General features: G+C 53.5%; 20 protein-coding genes. 6 read left to right on the plus strand and 14 right to left on the minus strand.

The genetic code is table 11. From position 1 onward, the window contains the following. Window positions 1-7: 7 nt before the first annotated feature. From GVO84_RS03980 to thpR, 14 genes are all read right to left on the minus strand, one after another. Window positions 8-571, minus strand: coding sequence for a fimbrial protein (locus GVO84_RS03980; RefSeq protein WP_159515534.1), 564 nt, complete (start codon window positions 569-571; stop codon window positions 8-10). 26 nt (window positions 572-597) lie between these two features. Then, window positions 598-1,167 (minus strand): fimbrial protein, encoded by a 570-nt coding sequence (locus tag GVO84_RS03985; protein ID WP_159515535.1) that lies wholly within the window; start codon window positions 1,165-1,167, stop codon window positions 598-600. Between the two features lie 28 nt (window positions 1,168-1,195). Further along, entirely contained in the window at window positions 1,196-3,793 is a 2,598-nt protein-coding gene (locus GVO84_RS03990) for an outer membrane usher protein (RefSeq protein ID WP_159515536.1), read from the minus strand. Between the two features lie 85 nt (window positions 3,794-3,878). Further along, a complete protein-coding gene (locus GVO84_RS03995) occupies window positions 3,879-4,622 on the minus strand; it encodes a fimbrial chaperone (protein ID WP_159515537.1) in 744 nt (247 codons plus the stop codon). 80 nt (window positions 4,623-4,702) lie between these two features. Further along, window positions 4,703-5,311, minus strand: coding sequence for a fimbrial protein (locus GVO84_RS04000; protein WP_159515706.1), 609 nt, complete (start codon window positions 5,309-5,311; stop codon window positions 4,703-4,705). A 284-nt stretch (window positions 5,312-5,595) separates the two neighbouring features. Beyond that, the gene (gene panD / locus GVO84_RS04005) at window positions 5,596-5,976 is read right to left on the minus strand and encodes an aspartate 1-decarboxylase (protein WP_159515538.1); all 381 of its coding nucleotides are present in this window, start codon (window positions 5,974-5,976) and stop codon (window positions 5,596-5,598) included. Window positions 5,977-6,007: 31 nt separating this feature from the next. Continuing rightward, complete coding sequence (gene panC / locus GVO84_RS04010) at window positions 6,008-6,859, minus strand: pantoate--beta-alanine ligase (RefSeq protein WP_159515539.1); 852 nt, start codon at window positions 6,857-6,859, stop codon at window positions 6,008-6,010. Window positions 6,860-6,870: 11 nt separating this feature from the next. Beyond that, on the minus strand, window positions 6,871-7,662 hold the full coding sequence (gene panB / locus GVO84_RS04015) for a 3-methyl-2-oxobutanoate hydroxymethyltransferase (RefSeq protein ID WP_159515540.1): 792 nt from the start codon (window positions 7,660-7,662) through the stop codon (window positions 6,871-6,873). 123 nt (window positions 7,663-7,785) lie between these two features. Continuing rightward, window positions 7,786-8,265: a 2-amino-4-hydroxy-6-hydroxymethyldihydropteridine diphosphokinase gene (gene folK / locus GVO84_RS04020; RefSeq protein WP_159515541.1), complete on the minus strand. Its 480-nt coding sequence runs from the start codon at window positions 8,263-8,265 to the stop codon at window positions 7,786-7,788. Then, entirely contained in the window at window positions 8,262-9,659 is a 1,398-nt protein-coding gene (pcnB, locus tag GVO84_RS04025) for a polynucleotide adenylyltransferase PcnB (protein WP_071789389.1), read from the minus strand. The genes folK and pcnB overlap by 4 nt, the downstream gene beginning before the upstream one ends. A 42-nt stretch (window positions 9,660-9,701) precedes the next feature. Beyond that, window positions 9,702-10,592, minus strand: a complete 891-nt coding sequence (gene gluQRS, locus GVO84_RS04030) for a tRNA glutamyl-Q(34) synthetase GluQRS (protein WP_159515542.1) — start codon at window positions 10,590-10,592, stop codon at window positions 9,702-9,704. 59 nt (window positions 10,593-10,651) lie between these two features. Then, window positions 10,652-11,107 carry an RNA polymerase-binding protein DksA gene (dksA, locus tag GVO84_RS04035; RefSeq protein ID WP_001155232.1) on the minus strand — a complete coding sequence of 152 codons (456 nt, stop codon included), beginning with the start codon at window positions 11,105-11,107 and terminating at the stop codon, window positions 10,652-10,654. A 176-nt stretch (window positions 11,108-11,283) separates the two neighbouring features. Further along, complete coding sequence (sfsA, locus tag GVO84_RS04040; RefSeq protein ID WP_121425046.1) at window positions 11,284-11,988, minus strand: DNA/RNA nuclease SfsA; 705 nt, start codon at window positions 11,986-11,988, stop codon at window positions 11,284-11,286. After that, the gene (gene thpR, locus GVO84_RS04045) at window positions 11,978-12,532 is read right to left on the minus strand and encodes an RNA 2',3'-cyclic phosphodiesterase (protein WP_121425047.1); all 555 of its coding nucleotides are present in this window, start codon (window positions 12,530-12,532) and stop codon (window positions 11,978-11,980) included. Before thpR ends, sfsA begins: the two co-directional genes overlap by 11 nt. Window positions 12,533-12,605: 73 nt before the next feature. On the opposite strand from thpR, the gene hrpB reads away from it, so the two are divergent. The 6 genes from hrpB to GVO84_RS04075 all read left to right on the plus strand — a co-directional run bounded on the left by hrpB (window position 12,606) and on the right by GVO84_RS04075 (window position 22,890). After that, the gene (hrpB, locus tag GVO84_RS04050; protein ID WP_159515543.1) at window positions 12,606-15,035 is read left to right on the plus strand and encodes an ATP-dependent helicase HrpB; all 2,430 of its coding nucleotides are present in this window, start codon (window positions 12,606-12,608) and stop codon (window positions 15,033-15,035) included. A gap of 144 nt (window positions 15,036-15,179) precedes the next feature. Further along, a complete protein-coding gene (gene mrcB, locus GVO84_RS04055) occupies window positions 15,180-17,705 on the plus strand; it encodes a bifunctional glycosyl transferase/transpeptidase (protein WP_159515544.1) in 2,526 nt (841 codons plus the stop codon). A 341-nt stretch (window positions 17,706-18,046) separates the two neighbouring features. Continuing rightward, window positions 18,047-18,619, plus strand: a complete 573-nt coding sequence (locus tag GVO84_RS04060) for a fimbrial protein (protein ID WP_121425050.1) — start codon at window positions 18,047-18,049, stop codon at window positions 18,617-18,619. 42 nt (window positions 18,620-18,661) lie between these two features. Beyond that, window positions 18,662-19,375, plus strand: a complete 714-nt coding sequence (locus tag GVO84_RS04065) for a fimbrial biogenesis chaperone (RefSeq protein WP_121425051.1) — start codon at window positions 18,662-18,664, stop codon at window positions 19,373-19,375. 20 nt (window positions 19,376-19,395) lie between these two features. Continuing rightward, window positions 19,396-21,873, plus strand: coding sequence for a fimbria/pilus outer membrane usher protein (locus GVO84_RS04070; RefSeq protein WP_159515546.1), 2,478 nt, complete (start codon window positions 19,396-19,398; stop codon window positions 21,871-21,873). A 12-nt stretch (window positions 21,874-21,885) separates the two neighbouring features. Continuing rightward, complete coding sequence (locus GVO84_RS04075) at window positions 21,886-22,890, plus strand: fimbrial protein (RefSeq protein WP_159515547.1); 1,005 nt, start codon at window positions 21,886-21,888, stop codon at window positions 22,888-22,890. Window positions 22,891-23,049: the final 159 nt, after the last annotated feature.

Consider the following 23,049-nt stretch of genomic DNA (forward strand, 5'->3'; position numbering starts at 1 on the left):
CCTGGCGTTATTGGTAAGAAACAGTAAAGGTTACTGGCGCGGTAACGGCACCTGTGCCTACATCAGCAATGGTTTGGCCTTGCCCGATGACAATACGGGAGTTCATCGGGAACTCTCCCTTGCCGTTAGTAATGGTGACTTCCTGGGCTGCCGGAGGTGTGTTGCAGCTCATCAGCAAGCCTGTATCGACAACCCCAGACCAGATTTCAAAGCCGGTTGCTAAGCCGCCGGAGAAAGAGTTGCCATTTTTGGATGTACCACTGCATTCCCCACCTGCGCTTTTCGCTGCAGCTACCGTCGCTTTTGTTACCCCTGAACAATTTGTGAGGCTAATTTTCAGTGGTTCCACACGGCTTTTGCTTACTAGCTCTGATTTATAGACGTCGCCGAACGCAATTTCAGAGGATGCTGTACCTGCACCGTTAAGCACTTTTGCTGTACACGTGCCCGATACAATTTTTGATTTGATCGTCAATTCGACGCTGCTGGTGCCTGTGATTGCTGCACTTGCCATTCCAGAGAACAGAAGTGCAGAAACGGACAGGGCGATAAAAGTTGATTTAAGTTTCATAATGTTGCTCCGTTTTCCTGCACCAATCACTCGTAGCTAAATTCAAAGGTTGCCACGGCTTGAAAATCGCCGATTGTCATGCTGTTCGCTTTTGTTTCACGTAATGTGGCCACCAAAGGAACTTCCTTATTCTGGATTTCTGTTGGGCTCCAGACCAGGCGCTCTGCATCCACGGTAGAGTTAACGACAAATGGGGCGTTTGGTGTACTTGCTCTGGCGATTTCGACAGAAGCGTAGTCTGCTGCGCCTGTTGCTGGCTGGTTAACAATCCCAGAGGGTAAATAACCCGATTTATTTCCCTTTACAGTCGTTTTCAATGAGGCCAGTGATGACGGGCATTCAACTATCACGATTTTGAAATTGGCATTTGCCGTTCCGGCTTTGACATCGTCAAGTCGTACCTGACCATTGTTGCCAATGTTCAGCGTTTGCTGCGTATCGGAACCCGTACCGCCAACCAGTTTCATATCACAGGTGGTTTCGCGGATATTGGCCGTGAAGTTAACGTCCAAATTAGTGCCTTCGGCAAGTGCCGAACCTGATAACGCCAGCATCGTTGTGGCAACGATGGACAGGCTAAAAAGATTTTTTTTCATACTCACTCTCATCTATTTTCCTGAATAATTACATTTGGCACTGTTGGTTATTAAGTACCGTTGTAAGTCCTACTTTTTGAGCATCTGGTAAAACCTGATAGTGGACGTCACATTTACTGTTTTTGTCATTGCCCCAGACAACATGCAGTACACCCCGATCGTCGACACCACGGACATAGGCCTGCCCGGCCTGTCCCACGGTCCCAACAGATTCATTTTTTTCATTTAATACATCGGCGCCCAACGGAATAAATCCTTTATCGCTACGCTGGAGTTCTAAAATAAATGAACGACCTTCATTCGTTTCGAAGTTAACCAGCACGATGGAACCGCTGCGAGGAACGGTAATTTCACTGGTATTCGTTATTTCGACGTCATTTTCAAGCGTGCTGATATCCAGATACACCCGGTTTTCACGATAAGCCGACATATACGGCAAAATACCGTAACCTGAATCACCTATTTCGCTACTTCCGAAGCCAATGCCTGCACCTTTTGCGCCACTGGCCTTGACCAGCGCCATTGCATCGTTGTCGCCAATGCTTCCTGGCGCAAATGCGATGCCTCCTGAATGCAATACCATTCCCCCGTTATAGGAAGCGGAATATTGCTTGCTGTTGTCGTCACCGAATGAAGCCGATAAACCAAGAGGACCGTATGCGCTATTCAGTGAACCATAACCACTTATCTGATTCAGGTCGCCGTAATTACCGCTATTTGAAGAGGCACTGACGGAGTAACTCACTTTGTTATCTTCCGTGTTTCCGCCCGCAGAGGTGTTAAAGTTAGTACCACCTTTAAGGTCGGAACGTATGCCCATATTTATGTTATTAAAGCCACCTGAACGTGTACTCGCGTTGTTATGTGAAAACACGTTTAATGGAATGCTCATGCTTAAATAAATACTGTCGTCTTTTTTACCATATTGGTCATAGGTTCGTTGTAATGACAGGCTGTAGCTGCCATAGATGAAGCTATTGTTATATCCAATATTGTAGTTGGACGTAGAGCCCGTTGCGTTCCAGTAATCCTGCCAGGTGCCGCTTACATAAAGGGAACCAAAATTATTTTCTCCAGACGTAAGTGGTTGGTTAAGACTAAGTTGTACCTGATTTTTTGTTCGCTGATAATCCGCATACAGCGCTTCGTTTGAATTGTAGCTGCGGTTCGAGTATTTCTGTCGCTTGATACTGTCCTGAAGTTGTGCAGCATCGTTAAGGCTGAGGTAATCTTCAGTCGAAAAACGATAGGCAGCAACGTTAAAGGACGTATCCGTTGCCTCAATCATTTTACTGTAGGTCAGGCGATAACTTTGACCGCTAAGAGTATCAAGACCCTCAATATCTGCATGGGATTGCGTGGCATCAAGCGCAAAAGCACCGATCCCTGTATTCATCGCCAGGCCTAAAATACCGGCGTAAAAATCCATGTCGCTATACTGTGCGCCAATATAGCCCGTAAAGGTATTATTCAGGCCATAGTAAAGCGTGCCATAACCGACTTTAGGTGCATCAAGCAGGGAATCATCATTTAATTCCCCTAATCCAACATCCCAACGAGTCGCACCTGGACGGAGCATTTGGGTGACGGATGAGAAGGGGACGGTAAAGGAGCGTTTGCTGCCGTCCGCTTCTTCAATTGTTACCAGTAAATCATTGCCGTAGCCCGTCGTGCTCAGGTCATTTATCTCAAACGAGCCTGGCGGTACGGTTGTTTCATAAATCTTATTACCGCTCTGTGTTACGCTGACTTTTGCGTTGCTGTTTGCCACGCCTCGGATCACCGGCGCATAGCCTGTTGACCCCATCGGCAGCATACGGTCATCACTGTACATACGCGTACCGCGCAGACTCAACGAGTCAAATGCTTCACCACGAGTATAAGAGTCCCCGATCACGAATTGAGCACTTAGCGGGGTAACATCCCTCTGCAAATAGATATCCTGGCTGGAATACTTTGTACCGTTATCTTTGTCCCAATTGAGATTACCGCGTGAACGCAGGCGCCATGGACCCATATTGAGCCCGTAGCGTAAACCCATATACGCGCTTTCCGATGTGCTGCCATTACTCTCGCTATGCCAGGCGTTCATGTCATAAGAGAGCAGGGCGGCAGGAATGCCATCTTCCCAAAGAGATGGGTCAACATAACCTGCCGGGCGTTTCAGGACATAGATCTGCGGGAAATTGAGATCCATAGTCTGTTTACCGCTGTCATAGTTTACCGCTGCACCGGGGAAGATTTTTTTAATATCGATGCACGTCGCATCTTCTTCCGATTCTTCAGCCAGCGAACTGGTGTCGATACCAGCTTGTGCCAACAGCAGTTTTGTTATGCAAGGTGTCGCACGCGGTGTCCCGTTATCTTTAAACGTAACCTCGACGGTAGATTTGAGTTTACCGTTCAGGTTTATCTTTGTGCGGTACGTACCCGGTAAGACCGGGTTGCCATGTGCAAAACGATTGATATCGATATTTGTGCTGCCACTTAAAAGAAACTGATCGTTAAACTCAATGGCTTCTTCATTTTCAGGCAGGTCTTTTGTAGACGTAGTGCTTTCTGCACAAACATAGAAAGGAAATGTTGCGCTTATTGCAAGGCATAAAAGAGAACGTTTAAATAACATGGCACATCCATTTAATCAGTGCAGAGAGAATACTCTCTGCAGAGTTAATGCTATCAATTATTATATGAATGAAAGGGCGCTCAATTTATTTAAGCTCAGCCTCGTGATGGTCTGTGCCACCATAGTCATTGATGGTGTCGAACTTTACGCTGCCATTTACTGCTGAAGATAAACCTTTCACCACCATTGCGGCATCACTGAACGGCTGGACGGCTTGATGAACAACGTCGTATGTTTTTTGACTGGTTTTAATGGTTACCGTCGAAACGGCGACGTTATAAGGTGAATTATTGTGAGCAACAAGCTTAACCGAATTCCCTTCTTTTTTCTGCGTCCAGGTCAAATGTTCGGCCGCTTCACCAGCCGTGCCTTTTAATCCATCAGGACGGAATAAGAATTTAATACGTGTTCTGAATGCCAGTTGAAGCTGGTTAAGGTTCTCTTTATCTGCAGCTTTTGATTTTGGCGGAATTTCCAGAACGTTGAACCAGAAAAGCGATTCACGATCCTGTGGTAAAGGTGTTCCCATGTAGGTAATACGTACAGATTGACCTTTTTTCGGGTCAATGCGCGATACCGGGGGAGTAATGATAAAAGGGAGTTTCAGCTCTTGCGGGTTTACACCATCGCGGCCGTCATCAAGCCATGTTTGAACCAAAAGGGGTTTAGTTCCGTGGTTATCGAGATTAACAACGACATCTTTTGATGATTGAGGATATATGATACGCGTGCCGGAAATAACAATATCCGCGTTTACATTCGAAGCGGACAAAAAAGCAGTAATGAGCAATGCGGCTTTGAAGCCTTTAATGAATAATGAATGAGACATTTTTCCACTTCCTTTTGGAATTATATAAGCAATCCTGCATTGACAATGAAGGATTGCTTAGTTTTAAATTTACGAATCTCTTATTCGTAGATCATGGTGAAGGCAACCTGTGCCTGCACAGTACCTGCAGATACTGGGTTAGCCGTTGCATCCCAACCCTGAGCCTGAGTGTATGCTACGCGGTAGTACAGGTTACCTGCGCCGGTAACTGCATCGATGTTTGCTTTCTGAGTATTGTTAGTCTGGTCAACTTTGATCTGGTCGGTTGCTGAGTTACCGTCGTTTGACAGCACCAGGTTCACGTTCTTAGCTGAGCCCTGAGCATTGCTTGGTGGAACCAGCAGGCCGCCTTCGGTTGAAGAAGAACCCGCCCATGAAGAGAACTGTGCTGATGCTTTCTTCGCAGTCGCGGTATCACAACCGGTCAGTGAAAGGCTGAATTTTTTTTCACCCAGGGTGCTGGTGGTACCCAGTGAGTTTGCGAAATCGCGCACAAATACAGTGTCCAGAGTCACATCAAAATCGTTGCCGTTCTGATCGATTTTCTGGTCAAGGGAGACCTGGCAAGTATTGTTAGAAACCATGCCGTGGAAAGTAATAGTACCGGTGTCAGGATCTGCGGCTACCGCTGAACCTGCAGCCAGAACGCTTGCCATTGCAACTGCCAAACCATATTTTTTAGAAATCATTTCAATATCCATATTCGTTGTTTAAATAATAAATGCCAGTAAAGCTATTATTTGAAATTAAATTTCGAAGCGGATTATATTGATATTTTTTATGAAATATAGGGGCTGCTCGTTATTAAAATTAAATGAGTGATTTAGAAAATTTAAAATGATTTATAATCAATGAAATGTATGTGTAAGGCAGGGCGATCTATGTAGGTGATATGAAATATTTAATTTTTGAATGATTTTAAGTGACCCATTCATTTGAATAATATTCAGGAATGGGTCATCGTATAAAACTATTAGGCTACCTGTACCGGAATGGCTTTCGCTGTGCGTTTCATCTCGTTGTCGCCTTCGAAGTAGGCCACTTTTGGCTGCCAGCGGTGTGCTTCTTCGTCAGACATCATCACGAAGCTGGCGATAATCACAATATCGCCCACGTCCGCGCAGTGTGCAGCCGCGCCGTTAACGGAGATGATTTTAGACCCGCGCTCGGCGGCAATCGCGTAGGTTGAGAAACGTTTGCCGTTATTCACGTTCCAGATATCAATCGCTTCGTTTTCAAGGATCCCAGCAGCATCGAGGAAATCCTGGTCAATGGCGCAGGAGCCTTCATAGTGCAGGTCGGCCTGGGTGACTTTCACACGGTGAAGCTTACCTTGCAGCATTTTGCGAATCATTACGTTTACCTTTCATTATCAAGGGCGAGAACTACGCCAGCTCAACCACTTTATTATCAATCAGACGAGCCTGGCCAAGCCATGCCGCTACCAGGATCACCGCACGCTTGCTGGTTTCAGTAAATTCCAGCAGCGTATCAGCATCACGAATTTGTACGTCGTCAGCGCGAAGGCCTTTATCGTTCAGCGCCTGTTCGGCGAGGGCAACGATCTCTTCGACGGTCAACTCTTTTGCCTGAACCTGCTCCGCCATGGTGTTCATGACCTTGCTTAAGCCCGGCGCGATTTTACGCTGTTCGGCGGTCAGGTAGCCATTCCGCGAGCTGAGCGCCAGGCCGTCTTTGGCGCGTACAATCGGCACGCCGACAATCTCAATATCGTAACCCATATCCGCGACCATCTTGCGGATCAGCGCCAGCTGCTGGAAATCTTTCTCACCGAAGCAGGCCACGTCCGGCTGCACCAGGTTAAAGAGCTTGCTGACGATGGTCGACACGCCGCGGAAATGACCCGGACGGCTTGCGCCTTCCAGCATGGTGGAAATGCCCGGTACGTCAACGTAAGTGGCCTCTTCCGTACCCTGAGGATAGACATCCGCCGGTGCCGGAGAGAAGACAATATCCGCATGGCGTTTTTTGAGCTTCTCGCAATCTTCCTGCAGGGTGCGCGGATAGCGTGCCAGATCGTCGGCGCGGTCAAACTGCATTGGGTTAACGAAGATACTGACCACCACGATATCTGCACGGGCTCTTGCTTCATCGACCAGCTTCATATGGCCGTCATGCAGGTTGCCCATGGTCGGGACCAGTGCGATACGTTTACCTTCCTGACGCGCGCGACGGATATGCTGGCGCAGCAGCGGCAGGGTTTCAATGATTAGCACAACGAGACTCCTTAATGGAAACTGTGTTCTTCACCCGGGTAAACACCGGATTCAACGTCGGCAATATACTGCCTGACCGCAGCGCGCATGTCGCCCGCTTCGGTGAGGAAATTTTTGGCAAACTTCGGAATATGCCCTCCGGTAATGCCAAAGGCATCGTGCATCACCAGAATCTGACCGTCGGTCACGTTGCCCGCGCCAATACCGATCACCGGAATCGACAGTGCCTCAGTAATACGCTTTGCCAGTTCAACCGGCACGCACTCCAGCACCAGCAGCTGCGCGCCTGCGGCTTCCAGCGCCAGGGCATCATCAAACAGCGTCTGGGCGGCGTCACCGCGGCCCTGCACCTTATAGCCACCAAAGATGTTGACGGACTGCGGCGTCAGGCCCAAATGGCCACACACCGGCACGGCGCGTTCGGTGAGCATTTTCACCGTCTCCACCAGCCAGGCGCCGCCTTCAATTTTGACCATATTGGCCCCGGCGCGCATCACCGCTGCCGCGTTTTCGAATGCCTGCTCTGGCGTGGCGTAGGCCATAAAGGGCAGATCGGAGAGCAGCAGGCAGGCTGGGGCACCACGGCGCACGGCGCGGGTATGGTAAGCGATATCCTCAACCGTGACCGGCAGGGTGGAATCATGTCCTTGTACCGTCATCCCTAACGAATCTCCGACCAGCATGACGTTGATACCCTCTTCGGCAAAGAGTTTGGCGAAGCTGTAGTCATACGCGGTGATGGTGGCGAAGCGTTTATTTTCCTGTTTGCATTTCTGCAGTAAGGAGATGGTGGTTGGTTTCATACTGTTTCCTGATAGCCCAAAAGCGAATCTTTGCGCATTCTAACAGTAACATTCGAGGGAACAATGATTTTAGGCAACCGATTAGCCACAATTATTTTGAGGCTAATCAGCAGGGGAAGCGGATCACCAGCGGGCGGGTCTTTCCGCGTTGAGGCCGTCCAGAATGGACTTAAGTGGGGTGCCGTCCGGGAAGATGAGATCGGGGGCGACTTCAAACAGCGGCCAGAGCATAAACCCGCGGTTTTTCATGTCGTAATGCGGAACGGTGAGACGTTCAGTGCTAATGGTCTCGTGCCCAAACAGCATAATGTCGAGGTCCAGCGTGCGCGGTCCCCAGCGTTCTTCTTTGCGTACGCGGCCCTGCTGCAGTTCGATGCGCTGGGTATTGTCCAGCAGCGTTTCGGCACTAAGGGCGGTTTCAAGCACCACGGCGGCATTGAGGTAATCAGGCTGATCCTGCGGACCCAGCGGCGGGGTACGGTAGAACGAGGAGACCGCCACGATCCGACTCTGAGGGATCTCGCCCAGCGCCTGTACGGCAGCGTTAACCTGCTCCAGCGGAGAGGCTAAATTGCTGCCGATGGCGATGTACGCGAGGGTCATGCTGTCCCTTCACGACGCGGCGCGCGTTTGCGCGGACGACGATGGCGGCGACGCGGTTCCGGCTCTTCATCCAGCCCGGTGAGCATATCTTTCTGCTCCGGCGGGGCGGAAACCTGGAATTCGGCCCACCACTGGGACAGGCGCTGCAGCTCCTGATTGCGTTCAATTTCAGCACGCAGCGACAGCAGATCGAAGGCGGCGCGGAATTTTGGATGCTCCATCAGCTTCCAGGCGCGTTTGCCCTGACGACGAGACATGCGCAGCTGAAGCTGCCAGATATCGCGCACCAGCGTGGTAATACGTTTCGGAATAGCGAGCGTGCGGCACCCTTCGTCCAGCACGTCGTTTGCGGCCAGCGCGAAGGCATCATAGTAGGCGAGCCCGCTCTCTTGGGTGATGCGCTGGGCCGTTTCCAGCAGCGGATACCAGAACATCGCCGCAAACAGGAACGCCGGATTGACGCGCATGTCGTTGCGAATACGGGTATCGGTATTTTTCAGCACCTGCGCAATCATCCGCTCCATTGGGCTGTCACCGCTTTCGGTGAAGTAGCGGGTAATGGTCGGGAATAGCGGCTGGAACAGGTTGTATTCGCGCAGCAGGTTATAGGTTTCAAAACCGTGGCCGGCCTGCAGCAGCTTCAGTGCCTCTTCGAACAGGCGGGCAGGCGGCACGTCGTTAATCAGCGTCGCCAGACGCGGAATCGGCTCTGCCGTTTCCGGGCTGATGCGCATATCCAGCTTGGCGGCGAAACGCACGGCGCGCAGCATACGCACGGGATCTTCACGATAGCGCGTTTCCGGCGTGCCGATCAGACGGATCAGACCTTCTTTCAGGTCCTGCATGCCGCCGACGTAATCGCGGACGGTGAAATCCGCCACGCTGTAGTAAAGGCTGTTGATGGTGAAATCGCGGCGCTGGGCATCTTCTTCGATAGAGCCGAAGATGTTATCCCGCAGCAGCATGCCGTTCTGGCCCTGCTGGGACGTCGTGCGATCCGATACGCCCGCTTCGTGATGGCCGCGGAAGGTCGCCACTTCGATAATTTCCGGCCCAAACATCACGTGAGCCAGACGGAAACGGCGGCCAACAAGACGGCAGTTGCGGAATAATTTGCGCACCTGCTCAGGCGTGGCGCTGGTCGTCACGTCGAAATCTTTTGGTTTTTTGCCCAGCAGTAAATCACGCACTCCACCGCCCACGAGGTAGGCCTCGTAGCCCGCTTTATTCAGACGATAGAGCACCTTGAGGGCATTTTCACTGATATCTTTGCGGGAAATAGTGTGCTGCTCACGCGGAATAACCGACATGTGTGGCTGTGCAATAGCATCGTTCGCCATGCTCTCTTCGCGGCTTAGCACTTTACGGCAAAAATTAGCGACTCGGGTAAAAATGGTACACCTCGTAGTGTGTTTTGTTATGAAAAAAGCGGCTAATCATAGCTCAGCGCAACGCATTTGAGAATGCTGGATTTTTGGCACTGCCGCGAGCGTCCAGTTGGCAACGGCCATTTTCAGCAGTTCGTCAACACGCAGATCCTGCCATTCGTTGGTTACATTCTGGTTGAGAAATCGCAGCGCGTCGATCAAAACAGGACGCGGATCGCCGTCTGGCAGGGCCGGAGCGTGGTTCTGCTTTGACAATTTAAAGCCCTGCGCATTGACCGCCAGCGGCAGATGAATGTAGTCCGGTGCCGTCCAGCCAAACTGATGATAGAGCGATATTTGTCGCACGGTCGGTTCGACCAGATCCGCCCCGCGCACAATTTCCGTCACGCCCTGGAAACGATCGTCGACGACCACCGCCAGGTTATAGGCAAACAGGCCGTCACGGCGGTGAATAATAAAATCCTCACGTGCCAGGCGTTCATCGGCATGAATCTCACCGGAGAGGAGATCGGTAAAGCGCGTTACCGGGGCACGCTGCTTTATACGTACTGCGGCATTTTCCTGGGGAAGATTAAGCGTGCGGCAGTGGCCGTCATAGACGCCACCCACGCTCTGGATACGCGCGCGGGTGCAGGTGCAGTTATAGGAAAGCCCCCGATCGCGAAGCCAGGCCAGACGTTCCCGATAAGCCTCGTGACGTGTTGACTGCCAGAGCACCTCGTCATCCCAGTGAAGACCGTAATGTTCCAGCTGACGCAGAATCGTCTCTGCAGCACCGGGAACTTCACGTGGAGGGTCAATATCTTCAATGCGTACGAGCCATTTTCCCTGGCGGGCGCGAGCCTGCAGGTAGCTGCCGAGCGCGGCTATTAATGAGCCGAAGTGTAATTCACCGGAAGGAGATGGCGCGAAGCGCCCAATATAGTGTGATTCAGACATATCAACAGTAACAAGGCGGGAGAGACTCCCGCCTTTAGAGTGTGTAAACAGCGCTGGTATTAACCGGCCATCTGTTTTTCGCGGATTTCGGCCAGCGTTTTACAGTCGATGCACAGATCGGCGGTTGGACGCGCTTCCAGGCGACGAATGCCGATTTCAACACCGCAGGATTCGCAGTAGCCAAAATCTTCGTCTTCGACTTTTTTCAGCGTTTTCTCGATCTTTTTGATCAGTTTGCGTTCGCGGTCACGGTTACGCAGTTCGAGGCTGAACTCTTCTTCCTGAGCGGCACGGTCTACCGGATCCGGGAAGTTAGCAGCTTCATCCTGCATATGAGTAACGGTGCGATCGACTTCATCCCTGAGTTGATTACGCCATGCTTCAAGAATACGCTTGAAGTGCGACAGCTGGGCTTCGTTCATATACTCTTCGCCCGGCTTCTCTTGATACGGCTCCACCCCAGCGATGGCGAGAATACTCAGGGACGATGTTTTACGGTTTTGCCCTTCTTGCATGTTGCTTCTCCTTAACACGCACTATCGATCCCCGTGTTGGGGGAAAAATCAGGTCGCTATAAATAGCAGATGCTTTTCCGGATGGCAATTATCTAAACGTAACACTTGACAAGCCTGTGAGGAAAAGCGTATTTGCGCACGCGGCCAGAACACTTAATCGTCAATCGTCTAATCCCTTATAAGACAATGGGAAGAGAGGATATCAGAGTCATATTATCGGCAGAAAGTTCCGCTTTATAAGCGAAAACCTCTACCCCCTGCTTTTGTGCCTCATTCAACAATTGCGCGTATTTAGGATCAATATGGCGGGCAGGGGAGAAACGTTCAATGGCTGAATGCAACACCGCAAACAGCAATACGGCGCGTTTGCCCGCCGCCGCAACACTCATTAGCTCTCGCAGATGCTTCTGGCCACGTAGCGTTACCGCATCCGGGAAGTAGCCATTTTCCTGTTCCGCTAACGTCACTGATTTCACTTCAATATAGCACTCCGGCCTGTCTTCCGCCTGTAACATGAAGTCAATTCTGCTGCCTTCATCGCCATATTTCACTTCACTTTTATGCGTGCCGTATCCTACCAGTTCAGGAATTGTGCCGTGGGTCAGCGCTTCCTTAACCAGTTGATTTGCGCGCAGGGTGTTAACGCAAATAAATGCCCCATTTTGGGTTTCGGTCATTTCCCAGGTATGGGCATATTTGCGTTTAGTATTTTCTGATGTGGAATACCAGACCCTGTCACCCGGCGTCGCACAGCCCGTCATGGCACCGGTATTGGGGCAATGCAGGGTGAGCTGTACCCCTTCTGGGGTGATCACGTCGGCGAGGAAGCGTTTGTAGCGTTGGATAAGCGTAGCGTGCTGCAGGGGAGGACTAAACTTCATCAGAATTCCTTTCGGTGTTGCCCAGCGTCCAGCGCTGTAGCGGCGTATAGCGGGTGCGTCCCTGTGCAAAGACGGATTCGTAAAGCGCAAATCCGTTGACCGGAAAGGCCCAGTGAAAACCCGGCGGCGGGATGGCAACGGCCTGACCGGCATCGCGCAGCAGCGTGATATGTGGATGAAACGGCTGTGGGCTCTGATAACAGCCGCTGCGCGCCGCCTGCGCGCGCAGCATATTCGCCAGCTGCAATAATCCGCGCGGAGGCTGGCGCGTGCCCAGCCAGACCACGCGCGAACGCAGCCACTGACCCGCGTCGTCGAGGTGCAGCGTAAATTCCGGCTGGGCAATACGCCCGGCCATTGCGGCTAACGCCCGCTGCTTTTCAGCACTGACGTCGCCCAAAAAGGCCAGCGTCAGGTGCAGGTTGGCCGCCGCGACAGGGCGGCCTGCCTCCGGCGGGAAGCAATCGGCGCGCCAGCGAACAATTTGACGCTGTATCGCGGTGGGCAATTCAATGGCAAAAAATAGCCGTTTCGACTCAGACATACGGAGGACTCGGTAATGATATGCGCCGATGCTACAATGTACGCCGATTAATGTTAACCCTCTGGAGCTGTTAGTGTCCTCATTGCCGGTCGCCGTCATTCTTCCTGAGCTTCTCGCTGCCTTACACCATGCCCCGCAGGTTTTGCTGAATGCCCCTACGGGCGCGGGGAAGTCCACCTGGCTGCCGCTGCAGATTCTGAAAGACGGAAACATCAGCGGGAAAATTATCCTGCTGGAGCCGCGCAGGCTGGCCGCGCGCAACGTGGCGCAGCGTCTGGCGGAACTGCTGAATGAAAAACCGGGCGAAACGGTAGGTTACAGGATGCGTGCCGAAACCTGCGTTGGCCCGACCACGCGTCTTGAAGTGGTCACCGAGGGGATTCTCACCCGCATGCTGCAAAACGATCCGGAGCTTACCGGCGTCGGGCTGGTGATCCTCGATGAGTTTCACGAGCGCAGCCTGCAGGCGGATCTGGCCCTCGCCCTGTTGCTGGATGTGCAGCAGGGGCTGCGCGACGATCTCCGGCTGCTTATCATGTCGGCCACGCTGGATAACGAGCGGCTACGACAGGCATTACCCGATGCGCCGGTCATCAGCTCAGAAGGGCGGGCGTTTCCGGTTGATCGCCGCTATCAGCCGCTTCCCGCCCATCAGCGTTTTGACGAGGCCGTCGCCATTGCCACCGCTGAGCTGCTGCGTCAGGAGCCCGGTTCCCTGCTGCTGTTTTTGCCGGGCGTCGGTGAAATCCAGCGCGTGCAGGAGCAGCTTTCTACCCGCGTAGGCGGCGAGGTGCTGCTTTGCCCGCTCTACGGCGCGTTGTCGCTACAGGATCAGCGTAAAGCCATCCTTCCGGCCCCGGTGGGGCAGCGCAAGGTGGTGCTGGCAACCAACATTGCTGAAACCAGTTTGACCATTGAAGGCATTCGCCTGGTGGTGGATAGCGCGCAGGAGAGGGTGGCAAGCTTTGACCCGCGTTCCGGGCTGACTAAACTCCTGACGCAGCGCATTAGCCAGGCGTCGATGGTGCAGCGCGCGGGCCGTGCGGGGCGTCTTGAGCCGGGTATCTGCCTGCATTTGACCAGCGCGGAACAGGCTGAACGCGCTGCACAGCAAAGCACCCCGGAAATTTTACAAAGCGATTTGTCTGGCCTGGTGATGGATCTGCTTCAGTGGGGCTGCCCGAACCCTGATCAGCTCATCTGGCTTAATCCTCCCCCTGTCGTAAACCTCACCGCTGCGCGCACGTTGCTTACCCAGCTCGGCGCGCTGGAAGGCGAGCGTCTGACGGCGCGCGGCCAGAAAATGGCGGCGCTGGGCAACGATCCGCGTCTGGCCGCGATGCTGGTGGCCGCGCAAGGGGATGATGAAATTGCCACGGCGGCAAAACTGGCGGCTATTCTTGAGGAGCCGCCTCGCGGTGGCAGCAGCGATCTGGGGCAGGCGTTTTCGCGCAGTCAGGGGAACTGGCAGCAGCGGGCGCAGCAGCTGAGCAAGCGCCTGAATAGCCGGGGAGGATCGCATGACAGCGATAAGATTGCCTTCCTGCTGGCACAGGCCTTCCCGGACAGGATCGCGCGTCGGCGCGGGCTGGACGGTCGCTACCAGCTGGCAAACGGCATGGGGGCGATGCTGGACAGCGATGATGCGCTGACGCGTCACGAATGGCTGATCGCCCCGCTGTTGCTTCAGGGCAGCCATTCTCCGGATGCGCGTATCCTGCAGGCGATTGCCGTAGAGATTGACGCCCTGACGCGTGCCTGCCCGCAGCTGCTTCAGCAATCTGATACCGTGGAATGGGATGATGCCCAGGGCACGCTGAAGGCGTTTCGTCGCAGCCAGATTGGTAAGTTGACGTTAGGGACGAAGCCGCTGGCTAAGCCGTCGGAAGAAGAGCTTCATCAGGCCATGCTGAACGGCATTCGGGAAAAAGGGCTGAGCGCCCTGAACTGGACGCCGGAAGCCGAGCAGTACCGCATTCGTCTGCACTGCGCCGCGAAGTGGCTACCGGAATACGGTTGGCCCGCGGTGGATGATGAGACGCTGCTTGCGACGCTTGAGCACTGGCTACTGCCGCAAATGAGCGGCGTGCACTCCCTGCGAGCCCTTAAGGCGCTTGATGTTAAGACAGCGTTACAGAATTTACTGGACTGGTCATTACGTCAACGTCTGGATAGTGAACTGCCAGGGCATTACACTGTGCCGACCGGAAGCCGGATTGCCATCCGTTATCATGAGGATAATCCGCCAGCGCTGGCGGTTCGGATGCAGGAGATGTTTGGTGAGGCCACCACGCCGTCCATTGCGGAAGGGCGCGTGCCGTTAGTGCTTGAGCTGCTGTCGCCTGCGCATCGTCCATTACAAATCACCCGAGATTTGGGGGCGTTCTGGGCGGGAAGCTACCGTGAGGTGCAGAAAGAGATGAAGGGGCGATACCCCAAACATGTCTGGCCGGACGATCCGGCGAATACGGCGCCTACGCGGCGAACGAAGAAGTATTCGTAAGAGGGGAGTGCGGCCTGATGCCCTCACCCCGGCCCTCTCCCACAGGGAGAGGGAGAAAACAAATTTTGAGAGATTTCTTCTTTCACAGACCTGTGAAAGAAAAGAAAATCTGGCCTTTGCGCCTGAAAGTTGCGGAGAAAAAGCATGGCGGGGAATGACCGCGAGCCAATAGGACGTAAGGGAAAACCAACGCGTCCGGCGAAAGAAAAGGTAAGCCGTCGTCGCCTCAGAGATGAGGACTATGACGATGACTATGAAGACGATTATGAGGATGAAGAACCGATGCCGCGTAATGGAAAAGGCAAAGGGCGTAAGCCTCGGGGCAAGCGCGGCTGGTTCTGGCTGCTGCTGAAGCTGTTTATTGTTTTTGTCGTGCTGATGGCGATTTACGGCGTGTATCTGGATCAGAAGATCCGCAGCCGTATCGACGGTAAAGTCTGGCAGCTACCTGCGGCAGTGTATGGCCGTATGGTGAACCTCGAGCCAGATATGTCCGTCACTAAGAACGAGATGGTGAAACTGCTGGAAGCCACCCAGTATCGTCAGGTGTCAAAAATGACGCGGCCTGGCGAATTTACCGTGCAGTCCAACAGCATTGAGATGATCCGTCGTCCGTTTGATTTCCCGGACAGCAAAGAGGGGCAGGTGCGCGCGCGTCTGACCTTTGACGGCGATCGTCTGGACACCATCGAGAACATGGATAACAACCGCCAGTTCGGTTTCTTCCGCCTCGATCCGCGCCTGATCACCATGCTTTCGTCGGCAAACGGCGAGCAGCGCCTGTTCGTGGCGCGTAACGGCTTCCCGGATCTGCTGGTCGATACCCTGCTGGCCACCGAAGACCGTCACTTCTACGAGCATGATGGCATCAGCCTCTACTCGATTGGTCGTGCGGTACTGGCTAACCTGACTGCCGGTCGCACCGTGCAGGGGGCGAGTACGCTGACTCAGCAGCTGGTGAAGAACCTGTTCCTCTCCAGCGAACGCTCTTACTGGCGTAAAGCGAACGAAGCCTACATGGCCGTGCTGATGGATGCGCGCTACAGCAAGGATCGTATCCTTGAGCTGTACATGAACGAGGTGTACCTCGGTCAGAGCGGCGATAACGAAATCCGCGGCTTCCCGCTGGCGAGCCTGTACTACTTTGGCCGTCCGGTGGAAGAGCTGAGCCTGGACCAGCAGGCGCTGCTGGTGGGCATGGTAAAAGGGGCGTCCATCTACAACCCGTGGCGTAACCCGAAACTGGCGCTGGAGCGTCGTAACCTCGTTCTGCGTCTGCTGCAGCAGCAGCAGGTGATTGACCAGGAGCTGTACGACATGCTGAGCGCGCGTCCGCTCGGCGTTCAGCCGCGCGGCGGCGTGATTTCGCCTCAGCCTGCGTTTATGCAGCTGGTGCGTCAGGAGCTGCAAAGCAAGCTCGGCGATAAGGTCAAAGATCTCTCCGGCGTGAAGATCTTCACCACCTTCGACTCCGTGGCGCAGGATGCGGCAGAAAAAGCGGCGGTGGAAGGCATTCCGGCGCTGAAGAAACAGCGTAAGCTCTCCGATCTTGAAACCGCGATGGTGGTGGTTGACCGTAACTCCGGTGAAGTTCGCGCCATGGTGGGCGGTGCCGAGCCGCAGTTTGCAGGCTACAACCGCGCCATGCAGGCGCGTCGCTCAATCGGCTCTCTGGCAAAACCGGCAACTTACCTGACAGCCCTGAGTCAGCCCAATCAGTATCGCCTGAACACCTGGATTGCGGATGCGCCGATCTCCCTGCGCCAACCTAACGGCCAGGTCTGGTCACCGCAGAACGATGATAAACAGTTCAGCGGTCAGGTCATGCTGGTGGATGCGTTAACGCGTTCCATGAACGTGCCAACGGTGAACCTGGGCATGTCTCTGGGACTGCCAGCGATTGTCGACACCTGGCAAAAACTGGGCGTGTCGAAAGATCAGCTGCACCCGGTGCCGGCGATGATCCTTGGCGCGCTTAACCTGACGCCAATTGAAGTGGCGCAGGCGTTCCAGACCATTGCCAGCGGGGGCAACCGCGCACCGCTGTCTGCCCTGCGTTCGGTGATTGCCGAAGATGGCTCCGTGCTGTATCAGAGCTTCCCGCAGGCGGAGCGTGCCGTTCCTGCTCAGGCCGCCTATATGACGCTGTGGACGATGCAGCAGGTTGTGCAGCGCGGTACCGGGCGTCAGCTGGGTGCGAAGTATCCGGGCCTGCATCTGGCGGGTAAAACCGGGACCACCAACAACAACGTCGATACCTGGTTTGCCGGTATTGATGGCCGTGAAGTGGTGATCACCTGGGTAGGCCGCGACAACAACCAGCCGACCAAACTGTACGGGGCGAGCGGGGCGATGTCGATTTACCAGCGCTATCTGGCCAATCAGTCTCCGGTGCCGCTGAATCTGGTTGCGCCGGAAGATATCGTGGATATGGGCGTGGACAGTTCCGGTAACTTCGTCTGCGGCGGGGGAATGCGTACCCTGCCGGTCTGGACGGCCAACCCGGACTCGCTGTGCCAGCAAAGCCAGCCTGAACAGCCGACGGGCAATCCGTTCGACCAGTCTTCTCAGCCACAGCAGCCGCAGCAGCAACAGCCGCAGCAGCAGAATGAGAAAAAAGACAGCGATGGCGTAGCCGGCTGGATTAAGGATATGTTTGGCGGGAACTGATTAGTTTCCTGAATAAAAAGCCGCTTTAATATAAAGCGGCTTTTTTTGTTTTTTACATTTATTAATATTTTAAAATTATTAAAAGCAGAATTAAGAATTATTAAGGGCTTAGTTTTATCATTTAAAACATAAGCTTGGCATAGCTTTTATTTGGTCTGTTATTTTGTGCTCTGGACACCTGCAAGAATAATCTGATGTAATCTCCTCAACAAATCCACCGGCCTCATAGAATATTTCATTGGTAGATGTTTGGTCGTGAGTGGCGTGAAAATTTGCATAACATTCTGACGCTCGTTATTTAGCGGGAATGGATGTCTACATTTGTATATAAGGATATTATCATGAATAAATATGTTGTTACTTCTTTCCTGGCCGGAAGTCTTATGGCTGCGGTGTCTCTGCCTGTATTCGCTTCTAACGATTCCGGTACGGTGAACTTCGCCGGAAAAATTGTTGCCGATACCTGCGAAATTAACGTTGATGGCTCAGGTACCAACGCATCAACCGTCACGTTCGCGGATACCTATCCTTCGGACTTTGGCGCTGACGGTACCGTGGGAACATCCAAAGCCTTCAAGATTGAAGTGAAAAAATGTGACCCGCTGGTCGCCAAACTGAACCTCAAGTTCAGCGGCACAACGACGGACGCGGCATACAAGCGTTTGAAGAACGACCTCTCCGGCGCAGGCAATGCCACTAACGTTGGCATCACTGTCAGCAATGAAAACGGCGGCAAAGGCGATGTGCTCTTTGACGGTTCAGTACCGGATGCAGGCACCGACGTGGATAACGATGCGACCGGCGCAGCGGCTTCTGTCTTTAACTACACCGCGAAAGTGATTCAGGTCGGTGATACCGCGCCAACCGCGGGTCATTACTCTTCCTCTGCAACATTCGAGGTTGTCTATCGCTAAGCAATTATCGGCAGCCTGAACGGCTGCCTTCTGGAACGCTGTATGAAGACGTTATTTAAATTGTTATGTGGTTGTTTAATTATTTCCTGTTGTTCAGTGCAGGCCAGCGTTGTTCTCGGTGGTACGCGAATTATTTATCCATCGAATAAATCTGAAGTACAAATCGCACTTAAAAATAAAGATCCTCATACGCGTTATCTGGTGCAAAGCTGGGTCAGTTATCCCAATGATGCAAAGGCTCCCTTTATTATTACGCCGCCTGTCTATAAGTTGCAGGAAAATCGTCAGACGCTGTTACACGTTATTTTTACCGGCGATAAAAACAGCCTGCCGGCAGACCGCGAATCACTGTTTCTGGCGAATGTGAAATCCGTCTCTGCTCTCTCTCCCGATCTGAAAGAGAAAAACACGCTGCAGTTCGCAATGAAAACACGCCTGAAGCTTTTCTGGCGTCCCGCTCAGCTGAAGGAAGCCGATGCGCTGGGGGCGTATGAAAAAATCACGTTCCATCGTCAGGGTGACACGCTAATTGCAAACAATCCCACGCCTTTTTACGTCTCATTTGGCGAACTGGCCGTTGGCGGGAAAAGTGTGCCGGTGAAAGAGACCAAAACCACGCCGGGTGCCATTTCAATGATGGTTGCACCCTTTAGCAAGCAGAGTTTCGCGCTACCAAAAGCGGCAAATGGCGCGGTGACCTGGACGGCTATTAATGATTTCGGCGCCCAGACCTCTCCACGCAAGCAGGCTCTTTAAATCGATCATGTTGGTACGTTATGTCGTCATCTTTACTTCACAAACAGGTACTGTCCGGGATCGCGCTGGCGCTGCTCGCCGCGATCCAGCCTGCAAGTGCGGATGACGAATTCAACCTGCGGATCCTTGAACTGGATACCCCTCTCGAAAATACCTCCACGCTCAAAAACTTCATCAATGATAATGGCTTACTTGCAGGAAGCTACCCCACGACGATTATGTGGGATCGGGACGTGCTGGATACCCGTACGCTCACCTACGTGCTTTCTGACGACAAACAGCATCTGCTGCCGGAGCTGACCAAAGCGGACCTTCGCGAATACGGCGTGAAAGTCGACACGATCCCGGATTTGAAAGAACTGGATGACGAGGCTTACGTTCGGGACATCTCTCATTTCATTGAAAACGCACGCTACGATTACGATCAGGATAACCAGACCCTGAAGCTGGTCATTCCGCAGATCTACCGCGATCGGGCCGTCGCCGGGGCGATAAACCCGAAATTCTGGGATGACGGCGCGCCTGCCGCCTGGACAAGCTATCAGCTCAGCGGTTCTCAGCAGCACTACAGCTCGGGCAACACCTCTTCGACCTGGCTGGGTCTGGAGTCGGGGATGAACCTTGGCGCGTGGCGACTGCGCAATAACAGCACCTGGAGCGACGCTTCCGGCTGGGAGGCCATCGCCAGCACTTTGCAGCGTGACATCAAAACGTTAAAAAGCCAGCTTGAGATGGGCCAGACGTATACTAATGGCGAGCTTTTTGACAGCGTCCAGATGACCGGCGTGAAGCTGGAAACGGACAACGCTATGCTGCCCGTCAGCCAGCAAGGCTTTGCGCCTGTTGTGCGGGGTATTGCGAATAGCGACGCGAAAGTCACCATCAAGCAAAATGGCTATACCATTTATCAAACAAACGTCTCGCCAGGGCCTTTTGAGATCCGCGACTTAAGCCAGGTGACTTCCGGAGCCGATCTGGAAGTCACCGTCGAAGAGGCGGATGGCAGCGAGCACAGCTTCATTCAGGCCAGCGCGTCGGTGCCGGTTTTACAGCGAGAAGGCGGTTTTAAGTATTCGCTGGCAGCAGGGCGCTATCGCGGTAACGAAGGTGAAGATGAACCCACCTTTGCGCAAGGTACGGCTATCTATGGTCTGCCTTACGGCGTCACGGCCTATACCGGCGCGCTGGGGGCGTCACTGTATCATGCGCTGCTGCTGGGTCTTGGTGCCGACCTGGGGCACTTTGGCTCCGCATCTGTCGATCTCACGGCTGCGCGTACCGCGTTTGATGACGGGCGTGACGATGCCAGCGGTTTATCGTGGCGGGCCCAGTACTCAAAAGATATCCCTGACACGGATACGACCGTCACGCTTGCCAGCTACCGCTACTCCACCTCGGGGTTTTATACCTTTCAGGAAGCTATCGATCAGCGTGACAGCGAGATCGATGACGGCATCTATACCTACCGCAGAACCAACAACCGCCGAAGCCGCATGCAGTTAAATCTGTCCCAGCGCATTTCAGACTGGGGCTCGGCTTATCTCAACGGCTATCAGCAGGATTACTGGGACATGGACGGCCATGAGCGTAGCGTCAGCGCGGGGCTGAGCTCAAGCTGGCGCAATATCACCTGGTCAATAAGCTACAACCTGACCCGCACGCCGGACGCTGATACTGACCGGCAGATGGCGTTGACGGTCAACATTCCTTTATCAAAGTGGCTGCCTGATTCATGGGCAACCTACAGTGCTAACACCGCCAGCGGTGGGTTTGTCTCGCATCAGGTCGGGCTCGGCGGTACCGCGCTGGAGGACAATAAGTTGAGCTACAACCTTCAGCAGAGCTATGCCAATCAGAATACCGGCTACGGCGGCAGCCTGTCCGGGCGTTACCGTGGCGCTTCCGGTGAGGTCGGGATGGGGTACAGCTACGGCGGCGATAACAGACAGTGGAACTACAGCGCGCAGGGGTCGATCGTTGCCCACGAACATGGCGTAACGCTGGGGCAACCTGTCCGCGACGCATTCGCCATTGTGCACATTAAGGATGGCGATAACGTCAAAGTGCAAAACGGGCGGGGCATCTCTACAGACCGTTTTGGTAACGCCATTGTGCCCTCCCTGGCGCCCTATCGGCACAACGTCATCACCGTAAATACCCAGGATCGGGAAGATATTGATATCGATGCAGCAACGCTCGATCTCGTGCCGACGAAGGGAGCGGCGCTGAGCGCGACCTTCGATGCTCGCGTTGGACGACGCGCGCTGGTGACCTTGCTCTACGCAGGTAAGCCCGTTCCGTTTGGGGCCGTGGTGGCGCTGGAGAGTACCTCCGCTATCGTCGGGGATGACGGTGAGGTTTACCTTACGGGACTGTCCGGCAAAACAACGTTTAGCGTGCAGTGGGGGGAAGAACGCGATCGTCAGTGTCAGGGAGTACTGGATCTTCCCTCGCAGGGCTCAGCAGGGATCGTGAAGGTTACGATCAACTGCCAATAACAGAGGTATTTCATGCGTCAATGCTGTTCAACCAAAACGTTTCTTTCGTCACTGCTGCTCTTGCTCGCGGGTGCCTTTTTCCATTCAGCCCATGCAGACTGTACCTTTAACGGCAGTTCTGACGTGGATGCCGTGGTGACGTTTCAACTTCCGCCGGTGATCGTGGTTGAGCCCGATACGCCCGTCGGCACCGTGATTTATGACGTCAGCGTCGAGAGTAAGGAAGTCACGGTGGAGTGTTATGGTGATGCGCAAATCAGACGCGGATATCTTTATCTTGCGAGTACTGATGCTCGGGAGAGTGTTCTGCCTGGAGTTTATCAAACTAACGTGCCGGGTATTGGTATCCGAGCGGCTTCCTCGAGCGAACGTTTTCCCAGCTATAACGAAGAGGACCTCTTTCGGACTATCCATTATATGGGGTCGATTCATGGTTCTTCGCAGAATAAATCTACGTTTCGCGCCGCTGCACAGCTGGTAGTAACAGGCGATATCCAGGAGGGAGATCTGGATACTTCGCGATTAACGGCTGTGGATATTCTGGGTAACGCGGTAATCGGTGAAATGCGGTTTTCTCCTGCCAGCGTTCACATTACGACCAACACCTGTAATCTGGTCGACCGCAACATTTATGTGCCCCTTAAAACGGTTAACGTTCAGGATTTTGACGGGCAATACTCAGATATTCTTACCGACGGCAGTTTTAAGATTGAAATCACCGACTGCGCGGCGGGGACGAAGGTCGATTATCAGTTCACCAGCGCGGGTTCGACGGGCGTGACGAACGGCAATATCCTTGGCATCGCCGCAGGAGATTCCGCCGCGTCGGGTGTCGGCATCCAAATTCTCGACAAGAATAATACGGTGCTGCAGTTTGACCAGAACTACACGGCGATAACCAGTACGCAGGACAAGGTTCCTCTCGAAATCCCCCTTAAGGCGCGCTACGTCAAAACGGGGGAGGTTAAAGCGGGCAAAGTCGACTCCGTCGCCACGTTCGAGGTGTTTTACCGTTAATCCTCTGCCCGTTTCGGCGGGCTTTAGCGATCATTTCGCTAACCTCATTAACCCTCTCTTTTCATCTGGTTAATTCTTAAACCCTTAAATATTGTAGGGCCGCTTACTGCTTGCTATGCAACCAGCGTTTCGCATATTATTCTGGCGCTCATAATAATA

Origin of the sequence: Enterobacter sp. SM3, assembly GCF_009811935.2 — a bacterium.
Taxonomy (GTDB): domain Bacteria; phylum Pseudomonadota; class Gammaproteobacteria; order Enterobacterales; family Enterobacteriaceae; genus Enterobacter; species Enterobacter asburiae_D.

Excerpts from the sequence above, each read along its gene's own strand:
- GVO84_RS03980 (WP_159515534.1), bottom strand. The coding sequence starts at position 571 with ATGAAACTTAAATCAACTTTTATCGCCCTGTCCGTTTCTGCACTTCTG.
- GVO84_RS03985 (WP_159515535.1), bottom strand. The coding sequence starts at position 1,167 with ATGAAAAAAAATCTTTTTAGCCTGTCCATCGTTGCCACAACGATGCTG.
- GVO84_RS03990 (WP_159515536.1), bottom strand. The coding sequence starts at position 3,793 with ATGTTATTTAAACGTTCTCTTTTATGCCTTGCAATAAGCGCAACATTT.
- GVO84_RS03995 (WP_159515537.1), bottom strand. The coding sequence starts at position 4,622 with ATGTCTCATTCATTATTCATTAAAGGCTTCAAAGCCGCATTGCTCATT.
- GVO84_RS04000 (WP_159515706.1), bottom strand. The coding sequence starts at position 5,311 with ATGATTTCTAAAAAATATGGTTTGGCAGTTGCAATGGCAAGCGTTCTG.
- panD (WP_159515538.1), bottom strand. The coding sequence starts at position 5,976 with ATGATTCGCAAAATGCTGCAAGGTAAGCTTCACCGTGTGAAAGTCACC.
- panB (WP_159515540.1), bottom strand. The coding sequence starts at position 7,662 with ATGAAACCAACCACCATCTCCTTACTGCAGAAATGCAAACAGGAAAAT.
- folK (WP_159515541.1), bottom strand. The coding sequence starts at position 8,265 with ATGACCCTCGCGTACATCGCCATCGGCAGCAATTTAGCCTCTCCGCTG.
- gluQRS (WP_159515542.1), bottom strand. The coding sequence starts at position 10,592 with ATGTCTGAATCACACTATATTGGGCGCTTCGCGCCATCTCCTTCCGGT.
- dksA (WP_001155232.1), bottom strand. The coding sequence starts at position 11,107 with ATGCAAGAAGGGCAAAACCGTAAAACATCGTCCCTGAGTATTCTCGCC.
- sfsA (WP_121425046.1), bottom strand. The coding sequence starts at position 11,988 with ATGAAGTTTAGTCCTCCCCTGCAGCACGCTACGCTTATCCAACGCTAC.
- thpR (WP_121425047.1), bottom strand. The coding sequence starts at position 12,532 with ATGTCTGAGTCGAAACGGCTATTTTTTGCCATTGAATTGCCCACCGCG.
- mrcB (WP_159515544.1), top strand. The coding sequence starts at position 15,180 with ATGGCGGGGAATGACCGCGAGCCAATAGGACGTAAGGGAAAACCAACG.
- GVO84_RS04060 (WP_121425050.1), top strand. The coding sequence starts at position 18,047 with ATGAATAAATATGTTGTTACTTCTTTCCTGGCCGGAAGTCTTATGGCT.
- GVO84_RS04065 (WP_121425051.1), top strand. The coding sequence starts at position 18,662 with ATGAAGACGTTATTTAAATTGTTATGTGGTTGTTTAATTATTTCCTGT.
- GVO84_RS04070 (WP_159515546.1), top strand. The coding sequence starts at position 19,396 with ATGTCGTCATCTTTACTTCACAAACAGGTACTGTCCGGGATCGCGCTG.
- GVO84_RS04075 (WP_159515547.1), top strand. The coding sequence starts at position 21,886 with ATGCGTCAATGCTGTTCAACCAAAACGTTTCTTTCGTCACTGCTGCTC.